Raw genomic sequence first — 22,090 nt, forward strand, 5'->3', positions numbered from 1 at the left:
TTCGTTCGTTCACTTGATATCTCCCGCCGGAAGTCGTTCGATGATGGAGGTGTCATTGTTGCGCGGTGACGCGAACATTCGCTCTTCCCAGCCCCGCTTGTCGAGTCGTTGTGGTGAGATGCCGTTGACGCGTGCATGCGAAATCTTCGGGTGCAAAGGTCTTTCATCAGTTTCGTTTTGCCCGATGAGCTCCTCGTGAAGCTTCTCGCCGTGACGAAGTCCCGTGAACACGATTTCGATGTCTTTGCCCGACATTGAGATCATTCGCTGCGCCACATCCAGAATCTTCACTGGCTCACCCATGTCGAGTATGAGAACCTCGCCTGCGCTGCCGATTCCGCCGGCCTGGACAACGAGCTGACATGCTTCAGGGATCGTCATGAAGAACCGCGTGACGTCCGGATGAGTGACAGTGAGCGGCCCTCCAGATTCAATCAAAGAGGTAAAAGTAGGCAACATAGAACCGCGACTGCCGATCACATTGCCGAAACGAACCGACAGGTAAGTCCGGCCCGTCTCCTCCGCCATCCACGCCGTGAGCTTCTCCGCGACCCGCTTTGAATGGCCGAGAACGCTGGTCGGGTTAGCTGCTTTGTCGGTCGAAATATTGACGAAGGTCGATACACCAGCTGTTCGAGCCGCTTCGAGCACGTTCAGTGTCCCAAGAACGTTTGTTTTCCACGCTTCGTCCGGGTATTGCTCGAGCATGGGCAGGTGCTTGAGCGCGGCGGCGTGGAACACAACATCGGGTCGACGTTCCACGAATATCTGGTTGAGAGCAACTTGATCCCGAATGTCGGCCAGGACGACGTCTCTTGTGTCGAGGAGCCCGTGACCGGAAATGCCAATCTGGGCACCTTGGAGACCGGTCTCATCGCGATCGAGCATGATGAGCTCACCGGGACCATACTTAGCGATCTGTCGACACAATTCTGCCCCGATAGAACCACCAGCACCGGTGACGAGGACCTTCTTTCCCTTGAGGTAACCAGCAATAGTCTCAACCTCGGTGTCGACAGGGTGGCGACCGATGAGATCCTCGATTGAGATGTCCCGCATATCGGCCAAGCTTGTCTTGCGTTCGAGCAGCGTCTCGAGTGGGGGGAGTACTTTCACCCGGAGGCCCGCGGCTGTTGCTGCGTCGGAAATCCGCCTAATGAGGGAAGAATCCGCGCGCCCGATACAGATGACCAGATCGGTGGCGCGAGTCTTTTCTACAACTCGATGCAGGTCGTGGAAGGTTCCCTGGACTCGAACGCCGCGGTGCTGCGCGTTCGACTTCAGGGGGTCATCGTCGATCAGTGCGACAGGCAGGAACTTGGACGTTGGGTCTGTGAGCATTCTTCGAATGAGCGTTGCCCCAAGGTAGCCAGCACCGTAAATGATGGTCCGGTTTGCTTCGCTTCCCGGCTTGTACTTGCGCTCGACGAACAGACGTTTGGCGTAGCGGACGGCAAACATCAGTATGACGGCGATGGGGAACGCGATGACTGTCGCGCTGCGGGCTATATCGATGATCGGCCCGAAGATGAGCACCGGAATGCTGAGGATGGCGAATACGCTCAGCGCCGCGAACACTAATGCACGGACTTCTTCGAAACTTCCGTATGTGTAACGGCCCTTATAGAGGGCGTAGCCCCAACCGATGACCAACTGGAGGACGGTCGCGAGGAGGATCAACCCGAAAAGAGCTGCCCATCCAATCTCGCCGAACGAAAATTCGTAACGGAAGATAACCGCTAGGAGGAGTGCTACTGCCCATGCAATGGCGTCAAGCACGAACTGGGCGCCAAACCGTACCAGCGGGACCTCGCCATTACGCCCGCGGTCGCTTGCTCTTGGTTCCGGCTCTAACTCCATGTCGCTCCCCCATCAGTAGATCGTACAAAATTCTCTCCGGCCCACAGCCAGAGCGTTCCGTCGCTAGCAGCCCCCACGGCTGTCTCGCCCGGCAAGACCGCCCCACTGAGACAACCGCTCGCAGGGCTTGGCCCGCCTCCAGTGATCACGACGACGGATGTCCCCTCGCACTCGGCTTGGCCGGAGACCGCGACGATGTACCCGTCACCCGACCCAGCGAGTGCGACAGCACCAGGGACTGCTAACGGCCCCGACCACTCGGCAGAACCGCTCGTCAGCTCAAAGACAGTCTGATCCCCACACAAGACAGCCGTCGATTCTGTACGTGTAGCCAGAGCAATCACCGATGCACAGGGGGCCGCTTGGGGCCCGCTCGGTGACTGCACGTTCCCGGCGTCCGTCGGGTCGACGTACCAGTAGGAGCCGAGATTTCCCGAATAGTCTTCCCACGCCTCGCCAGCAACGAACGTGCCGACCAGCTGCGGATCGCAGTCTCCGTTGAGGGTGACAACGTTGGCTTCGGTCGCCGAATTCGGGACGATGCGCACCAGCGTGTTCGCGCTCGTCTCCAGGGCAGGGTCAACGGACGTCCACGAAGCTCCGCCGTCTTCTGTGTACTCGAGCGCGGACGAGCCGTCGGGGCAGACGCCGACAACCCCGCGCCACGCCACATCCGCTGATACTGCGGCGAGAAGTCGTTTCGGCGCGACGACCGGCGCGGCTGTGGTGGGCGTCGGGGTACTCGATTCGCTCGGCAGCGAAGACGCCGTTGGAGGAGCTGGAGTCTTGGCAGCGACTCCGGCCGGTGCGCGGTTGGCGTTCAGCGCGAGCGCAATCAGAGCGACGTCAAACGCGAGAAACAGAGCCAGCGCAAGGATCCACCAGCGCCGAGAGATTCCATTACCTCTCGACCGGTGGACCGGTGCTCTGTTGGATGCCACGAAACCCTCAGACCGCCGTCGCCGCGCGCCCGAACAACGCGAGCGTGGCTTGAACCGCCGGGACGAGCTGCTGGCCCGACAGCGTGTAGACCTCGTCGGCACGGCGATACGGGTCGACGACGTCGTCGTCGTCTGCATTCTGAAGCGGGGTGACCATTCCACGCAGGGAAGCCGCAGCGTCGACCGCAACCGCGAAGCGTCCAGCCACGTCGTCGCCCGGAAGGAGCGCGGCGTCCGTCAGATCAGCGTCCGTGATCTCGGCGGCGATCCGCGCGAACTCTCGGATGGTGAAGGTGTAGCGCGAAGCGCGCGGGTGAAGCTGCACCACGGCGCGACGGTGCTCGCGCGACATGGCGAACACGACGTCGGCCTCGCGGATCTGTTTCTCGTTGAGTTCGCGAGCCACGTGGGTGGCGGCATCCGTCACTCCGAAGCTGGTAGCCAGGTCGAGCGCACGCGCGTCCATGGGTTCGCCAACCAGGCCGACCGTACCGGCGCTACCGACGGAGACCCCGGGATAGGAGTTCAACCCAGCCCGCAAGAGTTGCTCGGCCATGGGAGACCGACAAATATTGCCGGAGCACACCGTCAGAATAGAGAAGTCAGCCACGACTACTCCATGCTCGCTTCGCGGAGCGACCGTCGCCCCTTCGCGGCCGCCTTCTTGCTGATCTTCTTACCGGCAACGTGATCGGCTGTCGGTTCGAGATCATCGAACTTGCCGTAGCTGTACTGACCGTAGGCGTACGAGTCCGGGCCCTTGGTAGGCAGCATCGTAACGACGATGCCAGCGAGGTTACTGCCGATGCTTTCGAGTGTGCGCACGGCAGCACCCAGCTCGTTCTTCTTGGTCCGACCGGAGGCAGCAACCATGATGACCCCACCGGTGAGCTTCGAGATGACTGCCGCGTCAGTGACGAGGAGCAGAGGCGGCGCGTCAATGAGCACGAAATCGAACTGGTCGGTCAGCGATGTCAGAACCCGCTTCATCGCTGCGGATCCGAGCAACTCGCTCGGGTTCGGAGGTACGCGCCCGCTGGGGAGCACGTACATCTTGCCCCGACCCCACTTCTGAAGTACGTCTGCCAGCTCTGCGCGACCGATGAGAACATCCGTGAGGCCAACGCCACCTTCGATACCCATGTATTCGGCGACGCGCGGAAGGCGGAGGTCGCCGTCGATGAGCGCAACCGAGGCGCCGGTCTCGGCGAGAGCGATCGCGAGGTTGGCGGTGGTCGTGCTCTTTCCCTCGCCGGGGATGGAACTGGTGACGACGAAGCTCCTCGGCCCCTTCTCGAGGTTGACGAACTGAAGGTTGGTACGAAGGCTCCGGAAAGATTCTGCGCGGGGGCTCCGTGGGTCGGCGTGAACCACGAGCGGACGCTTCTTCGCCTCTGGGTCGAGGGCAATCCCGCCAAGGATCGAGGCATCCGTCACCGTCTCGATGTCATGCGAGCTGTGGATGCGCGTGTCGAGGACGCTTCGCAGAACAGCAACGCCAAGCCCGATGGCCAATCCAACGAGGAGGCCCAAAATGATGTTCAGGCGCACGTTGGGGCTCGACGGGTTCGACGGAGTCACTGCCGGCTGGATGGTTTCGATCTTCACCGGGCTTGCGGTCTCACCCTCCGGCTTCTCAAGCTGGTTGGTGACGACGTCGGCGAAGGTTGCGCCCACGGAGTTTGCAATTGCTGCGGCCTGGACCGGGTCAGTATTTGTCACGGTGACGTCGATGAGCACCGTGTTCAAGGGGGAACTTGCGGCGATCGTCGGCGCGAGCTGCTGCGCTGTCACGTCGAGATCGAGCTCGTCAATGACCTTATCGAGCACGAGCGCGCTGTTTACAACGTCGACATAAGAGGTCACAGCTTGGCGGGCGAAGCTCGTGCCCTGCACGAGATCTCCCGTGGCAGCTCCCTCGGAGGCTCGAACGGAAACGTACAGCTGCGTGGTCGACTGGTACTTCGGAGCCAGCGTCAGCGAGTACGCCGCCGCCGCGCCCACACCGAGCAAAGTGCAGGCAACTATAAGAATCCAGCTTTTGTGCAGAATTCTTACGTAGTCCTTGAGCTCCAAAGAGTCCCCCTAATTGCAACTGTCAACACATAGACATGTCCGTTTAGTTTTGCATACACTCGCGAACTCATTCGCCGTTCGGCCGGGCGGAGCGGCATATTACGCGTTCGAGCAGCCCATCGTGCCCCTTTATGGGAGTATTCGCTGCTCGAGTCGGCCAATAGTGTGAGCGAAGGTCCGCGAGAACGCACTGCGGGCCATTTCTGTTGCAACTACAGCGGTTCTATCGTGGCGCTGACGGCACCGGCGGCGGCTGATATGCCGAAGCAAAGACCCAGACCATCATGAGCGAAATCACCGGGCGGAACCCGAGAAAGATCGTGGTCGTCGGTGGACCTCTCCCCGCCTCTGCCCCCGCCAGCGCTCCGGGTGCCGCCGGCGCTGTGAACGCGAAGGTCGAAAGCCGCCAACGTGAACCGCCTCGGTGGCTCCGACCGCTACGCAACCGCGGGCGCCATCAACCGGGCGTCATTCGCCACGAACGGAACCGTCTATCTCGCCAACGGTGCCGGCTTCGCCGACGCTCTCGCCGGCGCTGCGCTGGCAGGAAAGAACAAGGCGCCGCTCTACACCGTGCGAGCCACGTGCGTCCCGGCTCAGGTGCTCGCCGACATCAAGACTCTGCGCGCGAGTTCAGTCGTGCTGCTCGGCGGAACCGGCGCGCTCAGCGCCAACGTCGCCAAGCTCGTGGCCTGCAAGTAGGCAGGAACGCGCTTCGGTCTCTCGTCGAGTCCTGAAGGTTACTCCGGGACGGGGTCGGTTGGGGGATCAACCGGCACTGGCTCTTCCGGTACCTCCGGAATCACCGGAGGTACAACGGGGCCCGGGGCAGGCGGGGTCGGCCGCGGCGGAGTGACCGGGTCAGGGTTCGAGTCGTTCCGTGGACGGTTCGGAGTCTGCGGAGTCGTGTTTTCTTCTGAATCCACGGACTCCTGCTGCTCAAGGAGCACCCGCGCGTTCTCGTCCTGAAGAGCGAAAGCCGCTGCGGCATACGCCTGGAGTTCCGCAGCGCCGCCCCCGTTCTTTACAGCCGTCGTCAACGCGGTGACCGCGGTGCTGACCGCGTCTCGCCATTCCTGGCCGGCATCCGTGTTGGCTTCGATCAGCGCGGTCGCCGTCGCTGGGATCGTGTCCGTGAACGTCGTGAAAGCCGTCGCGAAGGCGGTGCGGGCATCCGTTATCGCTGTGAGCGCGGCATCCAGTTCGAGCTGAGCTGCTTCGATGCGTGTGGCCTCAGCGGAGATCTCGTCGAGGGCAGCACCGATCACGCTGAGGCTCGAGCCCGCACTCACGCCCGGCGCGGCGTACGGGGTTTCTGCCGGGTCGACGGCGACGACTTCTGCGATGGCGGCGGCGGTCGTGACGCGCTGGGTCTCCGCTGCAGCTCGTGCTGTCTCGTCGGAAACACCGGCGACGGCGGCGAGCGCGGCTGCTGCCGCGAGGTTGACCGATTCGGCTTCGGTCGTGGCGGTGGAGATGGCGCTGTAGGTGGAAGTAAGCGTGCGATCGGCCGTCGCCACGGTGAGCTGCCGGGCGGAGTATGCCTCGAATGCCTGCTGCTCGGGGGTCGCCGCCTGGCTCTTCACTGCGAACAGGATGCCAACACCGACGAGAGCGAGGACGGTGACGATCGAGATGATGATGGTCAGGATGCTGCGGGTCGTGCGCTGCTTGTTGCCCGGCAGGAAGACGGCCGGCGTTGGGCGGATCATCCGCTCGTGTTCGGCAACGTCTGCACTGACCTCTTTGCCGTCATCGCGCAGGAGAACCGCGATCGAGGCTGTTTCTGCTTCGGACGGGGTGTCGCGTGTATCGGCCGCAACCATCGTCTTCTTAAAAGGAAGGGAGAGCGTGAAAACCGACTCGTCGATCGAGGTCACGTCCATGGGAGCGGTGGCGTCGGGGTCGATCAGCCGGCGACCGGCATTGGCCTGGTGGGCGTCGTGGCCCGCCGGGGATTCAGCGTCGGAACCGATGAGCTGCGTGTCATCGCTTGCCCGTCGCGCCCGCTTCGGCTCGATGAGTGGCGTCTCATTGTCATTCAACGGCCCGCGGTCGGTGTCGTTGAGCTTCATATTGGTTGTCCCCCTGCGCACCAGGTCAGCATGGTGCCCGAGTCACCATACCGCGCGGCCCCTTGAGCGCCCGAGTCAGGGCCCTCGCACTGGGGGTGGGTCACTACGGGCCTATCGGGTGTTTGGGCGAATTGGGGGTACGAAATCAGGGCGGCGACGTGTGGACGGACCTTATATTCGAGAGATGTCCAAGCATCGCCCCTTCCCTCGCCGCGCCCGGAACCGCTGGGTGCCCGTCGCGGCTCTCGCCGTGTGCTCCGTTCTCGCCGGCTCGCTCGTGGTGGCGGCCATCACGTCGCAGACCGCCTTCTAGCGGGCCGCCCTTCCCGGGCATGGCCCAGGCGGGCACCCTTCGCTAGGGTGAGCGCATGGATCCCAACGCGGTGAACTCCTGGGGCTGGTTCGCCCTCGCCCTCGTCAACGCGGGTCTCGCCGAGCAGAAGAACCGGTCGCGACTCGCGTGGTTCCTTCTCTCCCTCTTACTGGGTCCGTTCGCGACCCTGTACATCGTCGCGTGGCCTGCCGTTCCCGAAGTTCCGCAGCCAGCGCAACCCCTCGACCTGCCGACGGCCTCACTCGCAGGCGGCATCGTGCTGAGTGTCGCCGGTGCCGCAGCGGGCGTTGCCGCGTACGGCTCGAACTCCTGGGTCGGGTGGCTCGCTGCCGGGATCCTCGCCGCGCTCGCGCTGGCCGCATTCGTGGTGTTCGTGACGAAGCGACCACGGAGGGATGGCCCCGTTTCGATGCGGGATCTCGACAAGCTCGATCAGCGGGAGGGGCTCGATCAGCGTTGAGGGTGCTCGATTAGCGAGAGGGGCTCGACCAGCGTTGAGGTGCTCGATCAGCGAGCGCATGGGAATATGGTCAGACCGCATCGGTTGAACCCGGAGATGAAAAGCATGAACCCGAACGCGACGTCTGCTGTCGACGGCGGCGGAGCATCCGTTCGCCAGACACAGACCGCAGGCCTGCCTGACGGTTTGTTCGCATCGGCGCTCGAAGCGGTGTCCGAGGGCTCGCTCATCACGAATGCCGAGCGGCGCATCATCTATGCCAACCGGGCGATCACGGAGATCACCGGGTACAGCGCCGACGAGATGATGGGCAAGAATTGCGCTCTCCTGCAAGGCCCGGAGACCGACGCAGTAACGATCCAGCTCATGCGCGACAGCTTCGAGTCGGGTGAGACGTTCCGCGGCGAGATCCTCAACTACCGCAAGGACGGCTCCCCGTTCTGGAACTCGCTCACCGTGACCCCGATTGCGGATGCCTCGGGCACGACCACTCACTTCGTCAGTGTGCAGAGAGACATCAGTCCCCTGATCGAGCTGCAGGAGCAGCTGCGGTTCCAGGCCACACACGATCCGGTCACCGGACTGCCAAACCGCACAGCTCTTGCCGCGCACCTGGCGGAGGCACTTGCCCGCGGCTCCCGGGCAGGCACCGCGCTCGCCGTCGGCATGATCGACCTCGACGACTTTAAGCGAATCAACGACACCTACGGGCACCCGGTCGGGGATGCCGTGCTGCGCGAATTCGCCCAGCGCACCCGCGCCTGCATTCGTTCCGTCGATGTGGTCGGGCGGATCGGCGGTGACGAGTTCCTCGCCGTGTTCGAAGGACTGGATGCCACGCAACCGCTCGACGACCTGCGTGCGGTGATCGACCGTCTGCACGAGGCTCACTCGCAGCCGATCTCGCTCGACGGCGGGGTCGAACTCTCGATGCCACTCAGCATGGGCGTCGCCCTCGCGCCCGCTCACGGCACGACCGGAGTCGAGCTGTTCCGAATCGCCGACGAGGCGCTGTACTCGGTGAAGTCGCGCAAGGGCACTCGGTCCGAGTGGTGGGAAGTCGCGGCGGATGCCTGACGACTCTGCTTCAGCCCGGGCGTCGACCGTAGACCGGTGGACTGCCGCTCTCGCCGAGTCGACCGGTTCGCCCGGTGGTGGCGCGGCATCCGGGGTCATGCTCGCGATCGCGTACAGCCTCACGTCGATGGTTGCCGGGTATACCTCGGTGTCGGATTCTCTCGCTGACGAGCTTTCTGCGCTCCGCGCGCGTGCCACTGCCGGACGGAAGACCGCCTTGCTGCTGGCCGACTCGGATGCCGCCGCCTCCGAATCATTCGGCAGCGCGTTTCGCCTGAAACCGCACGAGGGGCGCGCGGATGCCATTCGCGACGCATCCGTTGAGGCGGCGCATGCATCTGCGGACCTGGGCAAGCAGGGAGCAGCGGCCGTCGGCGACCTCGAGTGGCTCGCCGAGCACGGCAAGCCGGCGCTCATCGCCGATGTCGCGGTGGCGTGCGGGGCGCTGCGCGCTGCCGTTGCCGGGGCGCGGGCGAATGTGAACTTCGACCTGTCGGCGCTGGAGTCCGGCTCCGCCGGGTCTTCTGCGCCCGTTGCGGAAGAGCATCCGGTGCTGTGGGAGACGGTTCAGGAGCTCGACGCTGTTCTTGCCCGCATCGACCGGCTGGCCGCGGAGATCGAGGGTCGGGACCGGCTGAACCCGGGCGAGTAGCCGCCACTTTGCCGGCTCAGTGACGCCTTTTCATCCACTGCGGACGAGAACACCCGGTACGCCGGGTGTTCTCGTCCGTTCCGGGTGAAATGGTGGCCGGCGGCAGCGCGCGCACGCTCCCGCTCGGCGTCGGAGGCGTCGGCGTCCGAAGCGTCCGCAGGCTTCGGAGAAGCACCATCTGCTTAGTACTGATACATTCGGGCGGTGAATCGTGGGGTCCGTGCTCTATACATGGACGGACTCCCTGATTCACCGCCCGAATGTTCGCGCAAGGATCCCTATCGCAACTGCACGGCCGTCGGCAGCGCGGGAACGCTCCCGGCGAACAGACGGTGACGGGTGTCGGAAGCAGTCGGTACCCTGAGCACGTGAATTCGGAACCCTCCCCCTCTGTTGGCGACGACGTCCTCGCGGGCGGCGACGCGGCATCCGCTGTGCCACCCCACTGGAAGCGGAACGTCACCCTGTTCCTGAGCGGGCAGACGATCTCACTGTTCGGATCGATGATCGTGCAGTACGCGGTGATGTGGTACGTCACGTTTGCGACCCAGTCCGGGCTCGCGATCGCCCTGTATGCCGTTGCCGCGTTTCTGCCGCAGGGCATTGTGTCGATCTTCGGCGGTGTCGTTGCCGACCGGATGAATCGGCGTGTGCTCGTCATCATCGCCGATACGTCGATTGCGGCGATCACCCTCGTTCTCGCTGTCGCCATGGCGAACGGGATCACGGATTTGTGGGTGATTCTGCTTGCGGTCGGTGCGCGGTCGATCGGTGCCGGGTTCCAGACGCCGGCGGTCTCGGCGATGATTCCGCAGATCGTTCCCGCTGACCAACTCATGCGGGTCAATGGTGTGTTCGGGTCGTTCCAGTCCGCGATGGCACTGCTCGCGCCTGCCGCTGCCGGTGCGGTGTTCGGGCTGTACGGGATCGTGCCCGTGTTCTTCATCGACGTGGTCACAGCGGTGATCGGTGTCGGGTTCCTGCTGTTCGTCAGCGTTCCCACCTTGGCTTCCATAGCCTCGAAGACGACGAGCTACCGCGAGGATCTCGTTGGCGGATTCCGTTACATCTGGGCGCACAAGGTTGTGCGCTGGCTGCTCGGAGTCTTCGCGATCATCTTCCTGCTGACGGTGGCGCCGTCGTTCATCACGCCGCTGCTCATCGCGCGGACCTTCGGCACCGAGGTGTGGATGGTGACCGTGCTCGAGATCGCGTTCAGCGTCGGCATGACCCTCGGCGGTGTTCTGGTCGCGACCGTGCTGGCGAAGCGAGGGCGCATCTCGCTGATCCTGTTCTCGACATTCGGCTTCGCCGTGTTCACCATGGCGCTCGGGCTCGCACCGAACCTGTGGGTGTTCTACGGATTCATGTTCGCGTTCGGGCTTCTCGTGCCGCTGTTCTCGGCGCCGTTCATGACGCTCGTTCAAGAGACGGTGAAGCCCGAGATGCACGGCCGGGTATTCAGCTACGTCGGGATCGTGATGGCGATGGCGACGCCGATCGGGATGACGGTGTTCGGTCCGCTCGCCGATGTCATCAGTGTGCAACTTCTGCTCGTCATCGCTGGAATCGTCACCATCCTGGTGATGGTCGTGGCTGTGCTGTTGCCGTCAGGGCGGGCGGCGATGGCTGCTGCCCGGGAGCAGAAACCGCTGGATGCCGACGGCGTTGCTCCGGGTGGGGTGGCTGGTGGTCACTCTGCTGATGCCGATGCCGCTGCCGCTGGTGCTGGTGCCGGTGACTCTGCCGGTGCTAACGCGGCTCACATCCACGAGAGCGGCGCCCGCTAGCATCCGTTCGCCTCTCGCGGCCGCGGTTGCTGCGCCTGTGTGGGCCGAAGCTTCGAAGTTGCGCACGGCAAACGTGCCTGGTGCCGTGCGTTCGGGCGGAGAATCGTGGGGTCCGGCCACGTATAGCGCTCGGGCCCCACGATTTTCCGCCCGAATGTGCCGACGGAGGTGCACTCAGCTCACGGCAATGAGCAGACAGAGCCCCGCCAGCACGATACACACCGGTGTCATGAGGTTGCGCTCGGGTTTGCTCCTCGAAATGCCGTTCAGGAGAATACCCAGCGCAAAGTACGCGGTCAGGACCCAGATGCCGACCTGTGCGACCGCATCGGGGAAGACGTTTGTGACTCCAGCTCGTTCGAGGATCACCACCATGAAGACGGCGTAGAGCACGATCGAGACCATGCTGCCGATACGGAGGTTCCGGGGCAGCACATCGTGCTGACCGCCCCAGGCGAAGCGGCCGATCGGGCGTCCGCCGATCAGGAGCAACTGGAACACTGCCAGCGCGAGGAGGATCAGGCAAGCGAAGACGGCCGCAGCGAGAGTCATGAGTGCACTGTAGCGGGGCCCGGCGTCGGGAAGCGATCTCGATAGGCAGCGCTCCGCGGGCAACCACTCGATCAACGGGGGTGCAGCGTGCTCCCGGGCCGCTACGCGATCGAGTTCGTCCCGTTCCGCGGGCTGTTACTCGATCAGCGGGTTGCGGCGGAGGCGACGGCAACCGCAGCGGGCTGGATCTCCCAGCCACCGGCATCCGTACGCGACAACACGATCATTGTGGCGTTCGCGAGTCCCTGAATGTCCTTACCCGTGAGCGCGAAGACGGTGGCGCGAATGAAGGCCCCATGCGACACGAGGAGGAGGTTGCCGTCGTGCTCTGCGACGAGCTTCTCGACGACAGCAGCTCCCCGGCTACGGACGGCCTCGATCGGCTCCGCGTCGGGAAAGACCCGGTCGGCCCACTTGGCCTGAATGTCCTCGGCGGTCGCGCCGTCGGCCTGGCCGAAGCTGCGCTCGATGAGGTCGTCCTCGATGCCACCGAACGGGATCCCGGAACCCTCGCTGATCGCCTGGGCAGTCGCCGACGCACGAGAGAGCGGCGACGAGAACACGAGCGCCCAGTCGTCGGGCGAAAATGTCGTCGCGAGCGCGCGGGCCTGCTCAATTCCGGTCTCGTTCAGCGGGATGTCGGCACGACCCTGCAGGCGCTTGCCAAGATTCCAGTCGGTCTCGCCGTGGCGCACGAGGGCAATTGTCGTCATGGATCCACCGTAGCCGAGGCCTCGCTGAGGGATGCCTGTACTCGCCGCCGCTACGCGTCCTGCGGCACCCGCACCGTCAGTCCACCGGGCTTGATCCGCACCTTGACCGCAACCGCGGTCCCCATGCCGTCGCCATCGAGCTCGATCTCCTCGGCGCGGCTGAGCTTGAGCGTCAGCTCTTTGCCCTTGACGTAGTTGAGCGCGGTGACGTCCTTCATCGGCATCTTGCGCCCGAGCTTCGTACGCATGAGCACCCCGTTCTCCCAGATGATCTTGAACAGGATCTGCACCCAGTGGAACGGGTTCTCGGGCCGAAGAATCAGGATGTCGAACTCGCCGTCGTCGACAGCAGCCTCCGGCAGCAGCAGGACGTTCGCCTGCAGGGATCCACAGTTTCCGACGATGATCGTGTGCGCCCGAACGTTCTTGACCCGACCTGAATCGAGCTTGTAGCGCACGCGCAGCTCGTTCTTGTCGGTCAGCGCCTTGAAGATCGCTCCGACATACGCGAGCCAGCCGACCTTCTTCTTGAGCTCTTCGTCGGTGTTGGCAAGCATCTTGGCATCGAGACCGAGGCCGGCCATCACGAGGAACACGTGGCTCGTCGTCGCCGACTCGCCGGACCGAATGTCGATCATTCCCAGGTCGATCTCGCGATCCCGACCGGTGAAGGCGGAGTGGATCGAGTGCTCGAGATCGTCGAGCGTGAGGTCGAGGTTGCGGGCGAGGAGGTTTCCGGTGCCGGACGGGAGCAGCGCCAGCGCGGCATCCGAATCGTGGATCGCTTCAGCGGCGGCGCGAACGGTGCCATCTCCACCGGCGACGATGACCATGTCGGCGCCTGCCTCCAGGGCTCGCTTCGTCGCACCCTGACCCGGATCCTCGACCGAGGTCTCGAAGTACAGCGTCTCGCCCCATCCCGCTGCCTTCTCCTCGGCGGCGACGACAGCCTTGATGGCGTCGAGGTCCACTTTGATCGGGTTGTAGACGAGGGCAGCAACCTTGGCGGATGCCTCGGGCTGGGTGGAGTCGCTCATGGTTCTGCTTCCTGGATCGGGGGCACTGTGCGCACTGCAACGCAGCAGGAGATACGGCAGCTGCCTCTCAGCCTAGGGACCACCACCGCTGGAACGCGAAAGCGCCCGGGGCCTTGACAGGCCTCGAGCGCTTTCGCGGATGTCAGATCAGCGGCGGAACATCTTCGCCGTCGTCTCGAACAGTCCCTTGACCGGACGCTGCTGCTCGCCCTGCTGCGCACCGAGCACGATCATCACGAGGGTGAGCGCCGGTGTCACCCACTGCAGAACTTTCTGCACCTTCTGGGCCGTCTGCATGCTCTCGGGTGCCTCCGGCTTGGGCTCGGTGATCCCTTCAGCGCCCTCTTCGGAGTGCTTGTCGATGATCCGGCCGAGGATGCCCGAGATGACCGTCGTTGTTCCGGCAGCGACGGTGATTCCGAGCTTGACCGCGGTATTGCTGCGGCTCTCGGCCTGGTTCTTCAGGCGTTCCTTGTTGCTGGCGATGAGACCGACGCCGCCGATGCCGTGGGTGACGATGGCCGCGAGTTCGACGGGCAGCCAGCGCCACCAGCCGATCGACGCGAGCCGCAGCCCCTCCGACGAATCCCGGGCTTGTGCCGTCGCGCCGTTGAGTCCGACGGCACCCATGAGGGACCCTCCGAACCAGGCGGCCAGGCCGACATCATGCATGCTGCGGACAACGGTGTTACGACTGGGCATGAGAGTCCTTCCCCTTTTCACGATGAGTGTCCAAGGAACCTACGCTCGGACCCTGGTCATCGGGAGGGCCTTGACAGCGCCGTCGAACGGCACGCGGGCCAGCGGTCAGCGCACCGGTCCGAGTGCGCCGGCCGATTCCTGCAGGTAGCAGACGCCGCAGAGCGACTCGTAGGCAACCTCGACCCCGTCGATCGCGACCTGGTCCCCGTCGAAGATGAACCGGTCCCCCACCCGTCGGCCGTTGAACAGCGCCTTGCGACCGCACCGGCAGATCGTCTTCAGCTCTTCGAGGCTATGGGCGACTTCGAGCAGGCGGCGGCTGCCAGGAAAAGCCACCGTCTGGAAATCGGTACGGATGCCGTATGCCAGCACCGGAATCCCCTCGAGCAGCGCGATCCGCAGAAGCCCGTTCACCTGTTCATCGGTCAGGAACTGCGCCTCATCGATCAGCAGGCAGCTGAGGTCGGCACCGTTTCTCTGAAGTGCCGCTGCGCGGTGGTGCTGGAAGAGGGCGTACGTGTCGGCATCCGGTTCGATAACGAAGTCGACGGGGCGATCCACCCCGAGCCTGCTCTCGATGTGCGAATCCGCCTTGGTATCGATGGCCGGCTTGGCGAGGAGAACGTGGTGGCCGCGTTCCTCGTAGTTGAACGCGGCCTGCAGGAGGGCCGTGCTTTTGCCGGAGTTCATCGCGCCGTAGCGGAAGTAGAGTTTTGCCACGCGTCGAGTTTAGTGGCGGCTAGGAGACCGCCGAGCCGTTGCGCGCGGACCAGACCCGTTCAGTCGGGCGGCCGTAAGCGAGCTCGGTCGGCTGCCGGAGCGCCGACAGGTATGCGTCGACGAGAATACGTCCGGCCGCGGTCCAGGTGAGCTCCTGTGCCCGGGCGAGAGCCGCGCGACGCAACTGCTCGCGCACCCGAGGCTGATCGAACAGCAGATCGAGGTGGGCAGCCAGTTCCTCGGGGTCACCCGGCTGGTGGATGAGCCCGTTCACACCTTGGTCGACAACCGCACCGCTCGCGGTCGATACCAGCGGAACAACACCGGCACCCTGTGCCTCGTAGGTGACGAGTGCGCTGCCCTCCTCGACACTCGGCAACAGAAGCACGTCGGCCTTGGCATAGGCGGTGGCGGGTTTCTTCGTCGGCCCGCAGAGGAAGATCGACGGGTGGTCGAGCAGCTTCGCCACCTGCTCGCGGTAGTCCTCGTCGATCTCGCCGTAGATCAGCAATCGGCCGGTCTCGCTCGCCCGCGATGACAGCCACGCCCGGAGCGCGTAGTGAAGTCCCTTGCGCGGCACACCCCGGCCCATGAAGACAGCCGTGAACGGGTGCTCCTTTTCGAACACCGGCACCCGGATCTCGCTCGGGTCGAACCCGTACTGGTGGCGGACGAGGCGGGAGGAATCGTAGCCGCGCGACAAAAACGAGTCTGCGACGGCATCCGATGGGACAAGAAGTGCGGTGGCTGCGTCGTATTCGCGCTCTTCCAGCTCGAGACGGTCGACGTCACCGAAGGTGGACCAGACGGCCGGGATCTCCAGTCCGAGCCGCGCGTACTCCCGGCTCACGACGGTGCACGCGACGGCGATGTGCGATCCTGGCGCCTCCCGTACACCGGCGACACCCATCCGCTGCGCGAGTTCGAGGGTGCGCGCCCCGGCAAGCGGCCAGGTGTGCACGACATCGAATGCGCCCGCGGCCAGCACGCGGCGGGCCCGCCAGTCGTGCCACATGTACGCGCGAGCTCGCCCAATGGTGCGTTCCGGAATCATCCGGCCGACGACGTCAAGGGAGCGCACAAGAGCACGGATGCCGACCACCGGGCGGGCGACGTTGGCCACGACGAGTGTGACGTCGTGACCGAGGCGAACAAGCTGGTTGACCTGGTGCCAGGCGACGACGCCGGCCCCGGGTCCGCCGATGGCTCCGGGGAAGCTGTACAGAATGCTGAGCGATGCTGACCCCGCACCGGAATTGCCTGCTGCGCCCACCGCGAACCATCACCCTCTGACACCAACCAGAGGGTGCCTCTCGCGTCGGATGCGTTTAGGAACGCTTGGGTCCGTTGGAGTACTCCGGGTCGGACCCCCGACTGGGGCTCAAATATACTCCGTTCCCTGAGACTTGCTCAACTTTGCGGGAACGGGTTCCCCAAAGAGGGGACCACTGATAAGGGAACGGTCGCGTGTCAGCGCGAGATGGCGAGGGCGTCTGCGGTTTTTGACAGAACCGCCTGCGCCTGCGCCGGGTTCTGGTTGAGCATCGTGCCGTAGCTCGGGATCAGGCTGCTGATCTGCGGTTCCCACCGGGAGAACTCCTGCGGGAAGCACCGCTTCAGAACATCGAGCATGATCGGAACAGCGGTGGATGCCCCCGGTGACGCCCCGAGGAGACCCGCGATGGTGCCGTCCTCGGCCGCGATGACCTCGGTACCGAACTGCAGGACGCCGCCCTTTTCTGCGTCCTTCTTCATCACCTGCGCTCGCTGGCCGGCGGTGATGAGGTACCAGTCCTCCGGCTTCGCGGTCGGCATGAAGTCCTGCAGCGAGCGGAACTTCTTCGACTTGCTCGCGAGAAGCTCACCCACGAGGTAGGTGATGAGGCTCGGGTTGTCCTTCGCGACGGCAAGCATCGGGAGCAGGTTCGACGGACGAACCTGGGTGACGATGTCCAGAATGGAGCCGTTCTTGAGGAACTTGGGGCTGAAACCCGCGTAGGGGCCGAAGAGCAGGCTCGTGTCACCGTCGACGACTCGGGCGTCGAGGTGCGGGACGGACATCGGCGGTGCGCCCACCGCGGCCTGGCTGTAAACCTTGGCCTGGTGCTCGGCAACGATCTTCGGGTTGTCCGTGCGAAGGAACTGGCCCGAGATCGGGAAAACTCCATAACCCTTGATCTCAGGAATCCCGGACTTCTGCAGGAGCTTGAGCGCCCACCCGCCTGCGCCGACGAACACGAATCGAGCGTGCGTCTCGCCTGGGGTCTTGCCCACGAGTTTGCGGTGACGGATCAGCCACGTTCCGTCTTTCTGCTTCTTGAGCGCACGGACCTCGGTGTTGAGGCGGAGCGTGGCGCCGGCATCCGTCGTTGCATCGATCAGCTGGTGGGTCAGCGCGCCGAAGTCGACGTCGGTGCCGGAGGCGACACGGGTCGCGGCGAACGGCTCACCCTTGAGGCGCTTCTTCATGAGCAGCGGCGCCCACTTGTGAATGACGCGGGAGTCCTCTGAGTACTCCATGTCGCTGAAGAGGGGCTGCTGCTTGAGCACGTTGTACCGCTCGCGCAGGTACGTCACGTTCTTCTCGCCCTGCACGAAGGTCATGTGCGGGGTGGCGTTGATGAAGGTGGACGGATCGCGCAGGATGCCACGGGCAACGAGCGAGGACCAGAACTGGCGGCTGAGCTGGAACTGCTCGTTGATGCTGATCGCCTTGGCCGGGTCGAGCGAACCGTCCTTGCCCTCCGGCATGTAGTTGAGCTCGCAGAGGGCGGCGTGGCCGGTGCCGGCGTTGTTCCAGGGGTTTGAGCTCTCCTCGGCAACATCACCGAGTCGCTCGAAGATCTCGATGGTCCAGTCCGGCTGGAGCTGCTTGATCAAGGATGCGAGGGTCGCGCTCATGATGCCGCCACCGATGAGGGCGACATCCACCGGGCTGGAAGCTGTCATGCCTCTAGTTTAGGCGGCGTGACCGACCGCGGGCGCACGCTCGCGCCCTCAGCTGAGCTGCGCCACTCCCTCGCCGATCAGCCCGCCCCCGCCGCGCTGGCTCAACAGGTGCAAAACGTCTGCGGTTGCGTTCAACAGGCGCAAAACGCCGTTCTGGAAGCCAGGCACCTGTTGAGCGTCACCGACGAGCTCTCTCCACAGGCGTGGCGGCGTCGCCCACCGTCCACGGATCGTCTTCATGCCGCCGTACCCCACGTACAACCCTGAAACTGGGCGCATGACTCGCGATCTTGCAGAAGACATGCGCCGGTTCGGCTTTCTCGCACAACGGAACCAACTCGCCGAGCTTGGCCACTCCGCTCGCCACGTGCGCTCGGCCATCGCTGACCGCGAGCTCCTTCCAATCCGTCGGCCGTGGGTGGCAACGAGCACCGCGCACCCGGAGGCTGTACGGTCGGTCAGGCTGGGCGGACGGCTCGGCGGCGCGTCCGCTCTCCGCAGCTACGGCGTGTGGATGGGACGCCGATCAGGGCTCTGGGTCCACGCTTCCGCCCAGGCCAGTCGGCTGCCCGTGACCCGGCCTGGCGAGCATCGCATCACGACAGCCGAGCGGTTTCATACGGATTCCGACATTCGATGGCGGGTCTCACTCCCGGATGCCCTGGTGCAGTACTTCCTGCACGGAGAGACAACGGATGCCGTTGCCTCCCTCGAGAGCGCTCGACACCAGGGCCTCATCGATGACGTCGCCGTGCGCGACATCGCCAACGTGCTCCCCCGCGCTCAGCGCCGGATGATCGAACGCCAGCGCCGAGGGGCGATGTCCGGAATCGAGACGCACTTCCGCCTCGCAGCCGAAGCACAGGGGTGGAAGGTGGATATCCAGGTCTACGTAGCGGGCGTCGGACACGTAGACGTTCTCATCGACGGATGGCTCGTGATCGAGCTCGACGGCGGCGGCCACGCCGAGCTCGAACAGATGCACATCGACCGGCGCCGGGATGCTGAACTGATCATGCTGGGCTACCGGTATCACCGATTTGACTACCCGCAGCTGATGAACGACATGGATCGCTGCATCGACGTCACGCGTCGACTTCTCGCTGGCGGCAGACCGCCGATCTACTGATCTGCCGTTACCCCGCCCAAGCGTGGCGCACGCCCAACAGGTGCGAAATTTCCGCTGTCACACTCAACAGGCGATACACGCAGGTTTTCAGAGGCAGCACCTGTTGAGCGCTCACCGAGTCGCGCGCAGAAAGGGACAGCAACCTCAGCGCGTGGCGGCAGGATCCACCGCAATGCGATTGCCACCCGCGGCCTGCGCAGACGCCACAAGTTCGCGGACCTGCGCCGTGAGCGATGCGATATCCGGCTCACGCGGCGGCACGAGGACGACGCCCCAGCTGACACCGAGCCGCAACCCGCTCGAACTCTCGATCGGCGAATCGACGAGGGCAGCGCGGACGTCTTCGATGCGCCCATACGCCTCATCGAGCGAGTCGACCATCATGACGCAGGCGAACTGCGCACCCGCCCGTCGGCCGATGAGAGCGGTGGTCGGCAGGTGCTCCTGCAGGATCGAACTGAACGAATCAATCGCGTCGTCGCCGAACGAACGCCCGAACGCCGTGTTCATGTCGGCAAGGTTGTCGATCTCCGCTCCGACGAACGCCACTCCTTCACCCCGACGGTTGGCTCGGCGGATGCGGTCGGCCGCGGGCGTCGAAAACTGCGTGTCAGCGAGGATGCCGTTCCAGTGCGCCTGCTCGATCACGCGCGGCACAGCGGGGCCCGGCCGCTCAGCGCGGAGGATCGACATCGACGTGGATGCCACGATCACGAAGAGGATGGTGCAGAAGGTCGTGACCTCTGTTCCGTAGTACTGGCGGAAGAGGTCGCTCTCCGGGCCGACGACGACGAAGGCAACCGCGCGCGTTCCGTAGTAGGCGCCGACCAGGAGCATGACGAAGGCGAGAATCCGCGCGTTGACGCTCCGTCGCATCCGCGCGAGGAACGCTTCGACACCGGCAAGTGAGGCGAATGCGGAGACGCCGACCAGGAACACGAGTCCGCCTGCCCAGTCTCCGCCATCAGGGCCGGCGACGAGCGCCGCGAGAGCCGCAACTCCTGCCCCACCGGCCACCACCGGGAAAAGCGACCGGCGGCCGTTGAACACACGAGCGCCTGCCCAGACGAAGCCCATCGAGAGCACGAGGGAGGCGTTGCCGACCGCGACCGCCCACCAGGCGGCGGGCTCAGCTCCCCAGATGGCGAACGACACGGTGGCGAGGATGCCTGCGACGAACGCCGCGCTCCACAGCCGCCCGGGCGAGTCGTTACGACCGAAGACGGTATTGATGATGAAGGAGACCCCGCAGATGGCGACGATCATGCCGCTCGCGAGGAGGAGCGTCTGAAGATCGAGTGTGCTCGACGTTTCTTCTACTGCTGTGATCATTCGTCGATGTCCTCGTCCTTTTCGCGTGGGAGTGTGACAACCATCGTCGTCCCGCTGGGGCTGCTGGCCGACATCCGCACGTCGCCCCCGTGGGAGCGGGCGATCTCCCGGCTGATGCTGAGTCCGAGCCCTGTGCCGTGCACGGTTGAGTTACGAACCGATTCGGCCCGGTAGAAGCGCTGGAACAGGTTCTTCTGTTCTTCCTCGGTCATGCCGCGACCGGTGTCCGACACGAAGATCTCGACCTCGTCGATGTCGCCGATGACGGCGATGCTGACCCGGCCACCGGGGTTGTTGTACTTGACGGCGTTGGAGAGCAGGTTGTCGATGACCTGCCGGATACGGAACTCGTCCGCGTACACAACGGGATCGCCGATCGATGTCAGCAGCAGGGAGATCTTGCGTTCCTCTGCCACCGGCTTGAGCGCCTGGATCGATTGTTTCGCGATCACGGCCAGATCGGTGGGGGCGAAGTTGAGGAGGAACCCGATCTGCTCGTCATGGGACGCGACGAGCAGATCGGAGACGAGCGACAGCATCCGGTCTGCGTTCTTCAGCGCGATCTCGACGTGCGTGCGGCTCTCCTCACCGACATCCTCGCTGTCTGCGACGAGTTCGAGGTAGCCGAGGATCGACGTGAGCGGCGTGCGGAGTTCGTGTGACACCGACAGGACGAGGTCGTCTCTGGCGCCGATCGCCTCGAGCTCGGCGGTGATATCGCGCGAGACCCAGACGGACCCGTCCTGCCGGCCTTCGGCGTCGCGCAGTGGCCGTCCGGTGATCGCCAGTGCTTCCCGATATCCGCCTGGGTCGCCGTACCAGAGCACGACGTCGTCGAAGGATTCGCCGCGCATCAGGCGCCGGTATGGACGCTCCTCGAGGGGGAACGGAGTCGTCCGGTCGGCGCCGTACACGAACTCAGGAACGACATCGCCCTCGCTATAGCCGAAGCGCCGCATCCGGTCGCGATGCGCGCGGTTGACGATGGTCGGTCGGCCACTCTTGTCATAGGAGACGACCCCGAATGTGACGGCGTTGACGACCTCGTCGAGGGTGCGCTGCTGGCGCCTGGCACGGTCGAAGGCATCCTCGAGCAGCATGGCCTGCTGCCGGAGCAGGCGGCGCTGCGCCAGGTTCTTCTGGGTGCCGATGTAGCTCGCCGTCGACACGAACGCGAGCACGATCGGCAGGACGAGGAGCTTGGCGTTTGTTTCGACCGTTGCCGGGCTGAACAGCCAGAACCCCCAGACGAGGAGGCTCGAGAGGGTGGGCCCGACGACCGCTCCGAGCAATCCGTAGTACGTCGCCAGCCAGATCACCGGGAAGACGTAGAACAACGCGGCACCGAGGCTCGGCTCGCCGTAGTTGATCAGCGCGATACCCGCGATGTCGATGATCGGCAGGATGATCGCCGCCCGCCGCGACAGCTTGCGCCAGGTCAGCGCGGATGCCGCCATGGTCGCCACGAAGATGGCGGCAACCCCGAACAGCAGCGCGGGTTCTTTCGAAAGGTCGACTCTGAGGACCAGGAGGATGCAGACGAGGACAAGAACCCCGGAGGCCAGCAGCAGCTGCCAGAGGAAGACCGAGCGCTCAAATCGCGCCTGCCCGTGCGACTCCACGCGGGACGCGGAGGGAAAGGTCATGCCTCTGACCTTACAGCCACGGCCGTAACCGCCACGCTGCCCTGA

General features: G+C 64.6%; 21 protein-coding genes. 7 read left to right on the forward strand and 14 right to left on the reverse strand.

Annotation, left to right across the window (positions count from 1 at the left end; genetic code table 11):
* Positions 1 to 9: 9 nt before the first annotated feature.
* The 3 genes from D9V29_RS01780 to D9V29_RS01795 form a co-directional block, all read right to left on the reverse strand.
* On the reverse strand, positions 10 to 1,860 hold the full coding sequence (locus tag D9V29_RS01780; RefSeq protein WP_121671605.1) for a nucleoside-diphosphate sugar epimerase/dehydratase: 1,851 nt from the start codon (positions 1,858 to 1,860) through the stop codon (positions 10 to 12).
* Positions 1,861 to 2,808: 948 nt separating this feature from the next.
* Entirely contained in the window at positions 2,809 to 3,411 is a 603-nt protein-coding gene (locus D9V29_RS01790) for an arsenate reductase/protein-tyrosine-phosphatase family protein (RefSeq protein WP_259462878.1), read from the reverse strand.
* A gap of 2 nt (positions 3,412 to 3,413) precedes the next feature.
* On the reverse strand, positions 3,414 to 4,877 hold the full coding sequence (locus D9V29_RS01795; RefSeq protein ID WP_121671608.1) for a tyrosine-protein kinase domain-containing protein: 1,464 nt from the start codon (positions 4,875 to 4,877) through the stop codon (positions 3,414 to 3,416).
* Positions 4,878 to 5,288: 411 nt separating this feature from the next.
* On the opposite strand from D9V29_RS01795, the gene D9V29_RS01800 reads away from it, so the two are divergent.
* Positions 5,289 to 5,579: a cell wall-binding repeat-containing protein gene (locus D9V29_RS01800; protein WP_121671609.1), complete on the forward strand. Its 291-nt coding sequence runs from the start codon at positions 5,289 to 5,291 to the stop codon at positions 5,577 to 5,579.
* A gap of 38 nt (positions 5,580 to 5,617) precedes the next feature.
* On the opposite strand, the gene D9V29_RS01805 is transcribed toward D9V29_RS01800, so the two are convergent.
* Positions 5,618 to 6,952 (reverse strand): hypothetical protein, encoded by a 1,335-nt coding sequence (locus D9V29_RS01805; RefSeq protein WP_121671610.1) that lies wholly within the window; start codon positions 6,950 to 6,952, stop codon positions 5,618 to 5,620.
* 184 nt (positions 6,953 to 7,136) lie between these two features.
* On the opposite strand from D9V29_RS01805, the gene D9V29_RS15075 reads away from it, so the two are divergent.
* From D9V29_RS15075 to D9V29_RS01825, 5 genes are all read left to right on the forward strand, one after another.
* The gene (locus tag D9V29_RS15075; protein WP_259462879.1) at positions 7,137 to 7,265 is read left to right on the forward strand and encodes a hypothetical protein; all 129 of its coding nucleotides are present in this window, start codon (positions 7,137 to 7,139) and stop codon (positions 7,263 to 7,265) included.
* 55 nt (positions 7,266 to 7,320) lie between these two features.
* Positions 7,321 to 7,746 carry a hypothetical protein gene (locus D9V29_RS14850; protein ID WP_183084890.1) on the forward strand — a complete coding sequence of 142 codons (426 nt, stop codon included), beginning with the start codon at positions 7,321 to 7,323 and terminating at the stop codon, positions 7,744 to 7,746.
* A gap of 105 nt (positions 7,747 to 7,851) precedes the next feature.
* Complete coding sequence (locus D9V29_RS01815; RefSeq protein WP_183084883.1) at positions 7,852 to 8,823, forward strand: GGDEF domain-containing protein; 972 nt, start codon at positions 7,852 to 7,854, stop codon at positions 8,821 to 8,823.
* Positions 8,816 to 9,475, forward strand: a complete 660-nt coding sequence (locus tag D9V29_RS01820; RefSeq protein WP_121671612.1) for a cyclodeaminase/cyclohydrolase family protein — start codon at positions 8,816 to 8,818, stop codon at positions 9,473 to 9,475. The genes D9V29_RS01815 and D9V29_RS01820 overlap by 8 nt, the downstream gene beginning before the upstream one ends.
* Positions 9,476 to 9,843: 368 nt before the next feature.
* A complete protein-coding gene (locus tag D9V29_RS01825) occupies positions 9,844 to 11,265 on the forward strand; it encodes an MFS transporter (RefSeq protein WP_229790380.1) in 1,422 nt (473 codons plus the stop codon).
* Positions 11,266 to 11,439: 174 nt separating this feature from the next.
* Here D9V29_RS01825 and D9V29_RS01830 read toward each other — a convergent pair whose 3' ends face one another.
* The 8 genes from D9V29_RS01830 to D9V29_RS01865 all read right to left on the reverse strand — a co-directional run bounded on the left by D9V29_RS01830 (position 11,440) and on the right by D9V29_RS01865 (position 18,217).
* Entirely contained in the window at positions 11,440 to 11,817 is a 378-nt protein-coding gene (locus D9V29_RS01830; RefSeq protein ID WP_121671614.1) for a hypothetical protein, read from the reverse strand.
* A 143-nt stretch (positions 11,818 to 11,960) separates the two neighbouring features.
* On the reverse strand, positions 11,961 to 12,530 hold the full coding sequence (locus D9V29_RS01835) for a histidine phosphatase family protein (protein WP_121671615.1): 570 nt from the start codon (positions 12,528 to 12,530) through the stop codon (positions 11,961 to 11,963).
* Between the two features lie 50 nt (positions 12,531 to 12,580).
* Complete coding sequence (locus tag D9V29_RS01840) at positions 12,581 to 13,567, reverse strand: diacylglycerol/lipid kinase family protein (protein ID WP_121671616.1); 987 nt, start codon at positions 13,565 to 13,567, stop codon at positions 12,581 to 12,583.
* 147 nt (positions 13,568 to 13,714) lie between these two features.
* Positions 13,715 to 14,269, reverse strand: coding sequence for a hypothetical protein (locus D9V29_RS01845; protein ID WP_121671617.1), 555 nt, complete (start codon positions 14,267 to 14,269; stop codon positions 13,715 to 13,717).
* 105 nt (positions 14,270 to 14,374) lie between these two features.
* Positions 14,375 to 14,989 (reverse strand): thymidine kinase, encoded by a 615-nt coding sequence (locus D9V29_RS01850; protein WP_121671618.1) that lies wholly within the window; start codon positions 14,987 to 14,989, stop codon positions 14,375 to 14,377.
* 19 nt (positions 14,990 to 15,008) lie between these two features.
* Positions 15,009 to 16,262, reverse strand: coding sequence for a glycosyltransferase family 4 protein (locus tag D9V29_RS01855; RefSeq protein WP_121671619.1), 1,254 nt, complete (start codon positions 16,260 to 16,262; stop codon positions 15,009 to 15,011).
* 197 nt (positions 16,263 to 16,459) lie between these two features.
* Positions 16,460 to 17,938: a malate:quinone oxidoreductase gene (locus D9V29_RS01860; protein ID WP_121671620.1), complete on the reverse strand. Its 1,479-nt coding sequence runs from the start codon at positions 17,936 to 17,938 to the stop codon at positions 16,460 to 16,462.
* A 48-nt stretch (positions 17,939 to 17,986) separates the two neighbouring features.
* Positions 17,987 to 18,217, reverse strand: a complete 231-nt coding sequence (locus tag D9V29_RS01865) for a hypothetical protein (RefSeq protein WP_183084884.1) — start codon at positions 18,215 to 18,217, stop codon at positions 17,987 to 17,989.
* Here D9V29_RS01865 and D9V29_RS01870 point away from each other — a divergent pair.
* Positions 18,216 to 19,067, forward strand: a complete 852-nt coding sequence (locus tag D9V29_RS01870; RefSeq protein ID WP_183084885.1) for an endonuclease domain-containing protein — start codon at positions 18,216 to 18,218, stop codon at positions 19,065 to 19,067. The two genes, D9V29_RS01865 and D9V29_RS01870, sit on opposite strands and share 2 nt — an antisense overlap.
* A 144-nt stretch (positions 19,068 to 19,211) precedes the next feature.
* On the opposite strand, the gene D9V29_RS01875 is transcribed toward D9V29_RS01870, so the two are convergent.
* Both D9V29_RS01875 and D9V29_RS01880 read right to left on the reverse strand, forming a co-directional pair.
* Complete coding sequence (locus D9V29_RS01875) at positions 19,212 to 20,399, reverse strand: GGDEF domain-containing protein (RefSeq protein ID WP_121671623.1); 1,188 nt, start codon at positions 20,397 to 20,399, stop codon at positions 19,212 to 19,214.
* Complete coding sequence (locus D9V29_RS01880; RefSeq protein ID WP_121671624.1) at positions 20,396 to 22,045, reverse strand: sensor histidine kinase; 1,650 nt, start codon at positions 22,043 to 22,045, stop codon at positions 20,396 to 20,398. Before D9V29_RS01880 ends, D9V29_RS01875 begins: the two co-directional genes overlap by 4 nt.
* Positions 22,046 to 22,090: the final 45 nt, after the last annotated feature.

The organism is Mycetocola manganoxydans (assembly GCF_003667545.1).
Lineage (GTDB): Bacteria > Actinomycetota > Actinomycetes > Actinomycetales > Microbacteriaceae > Mycetocola_A > Mycetocola_A manganoxydans.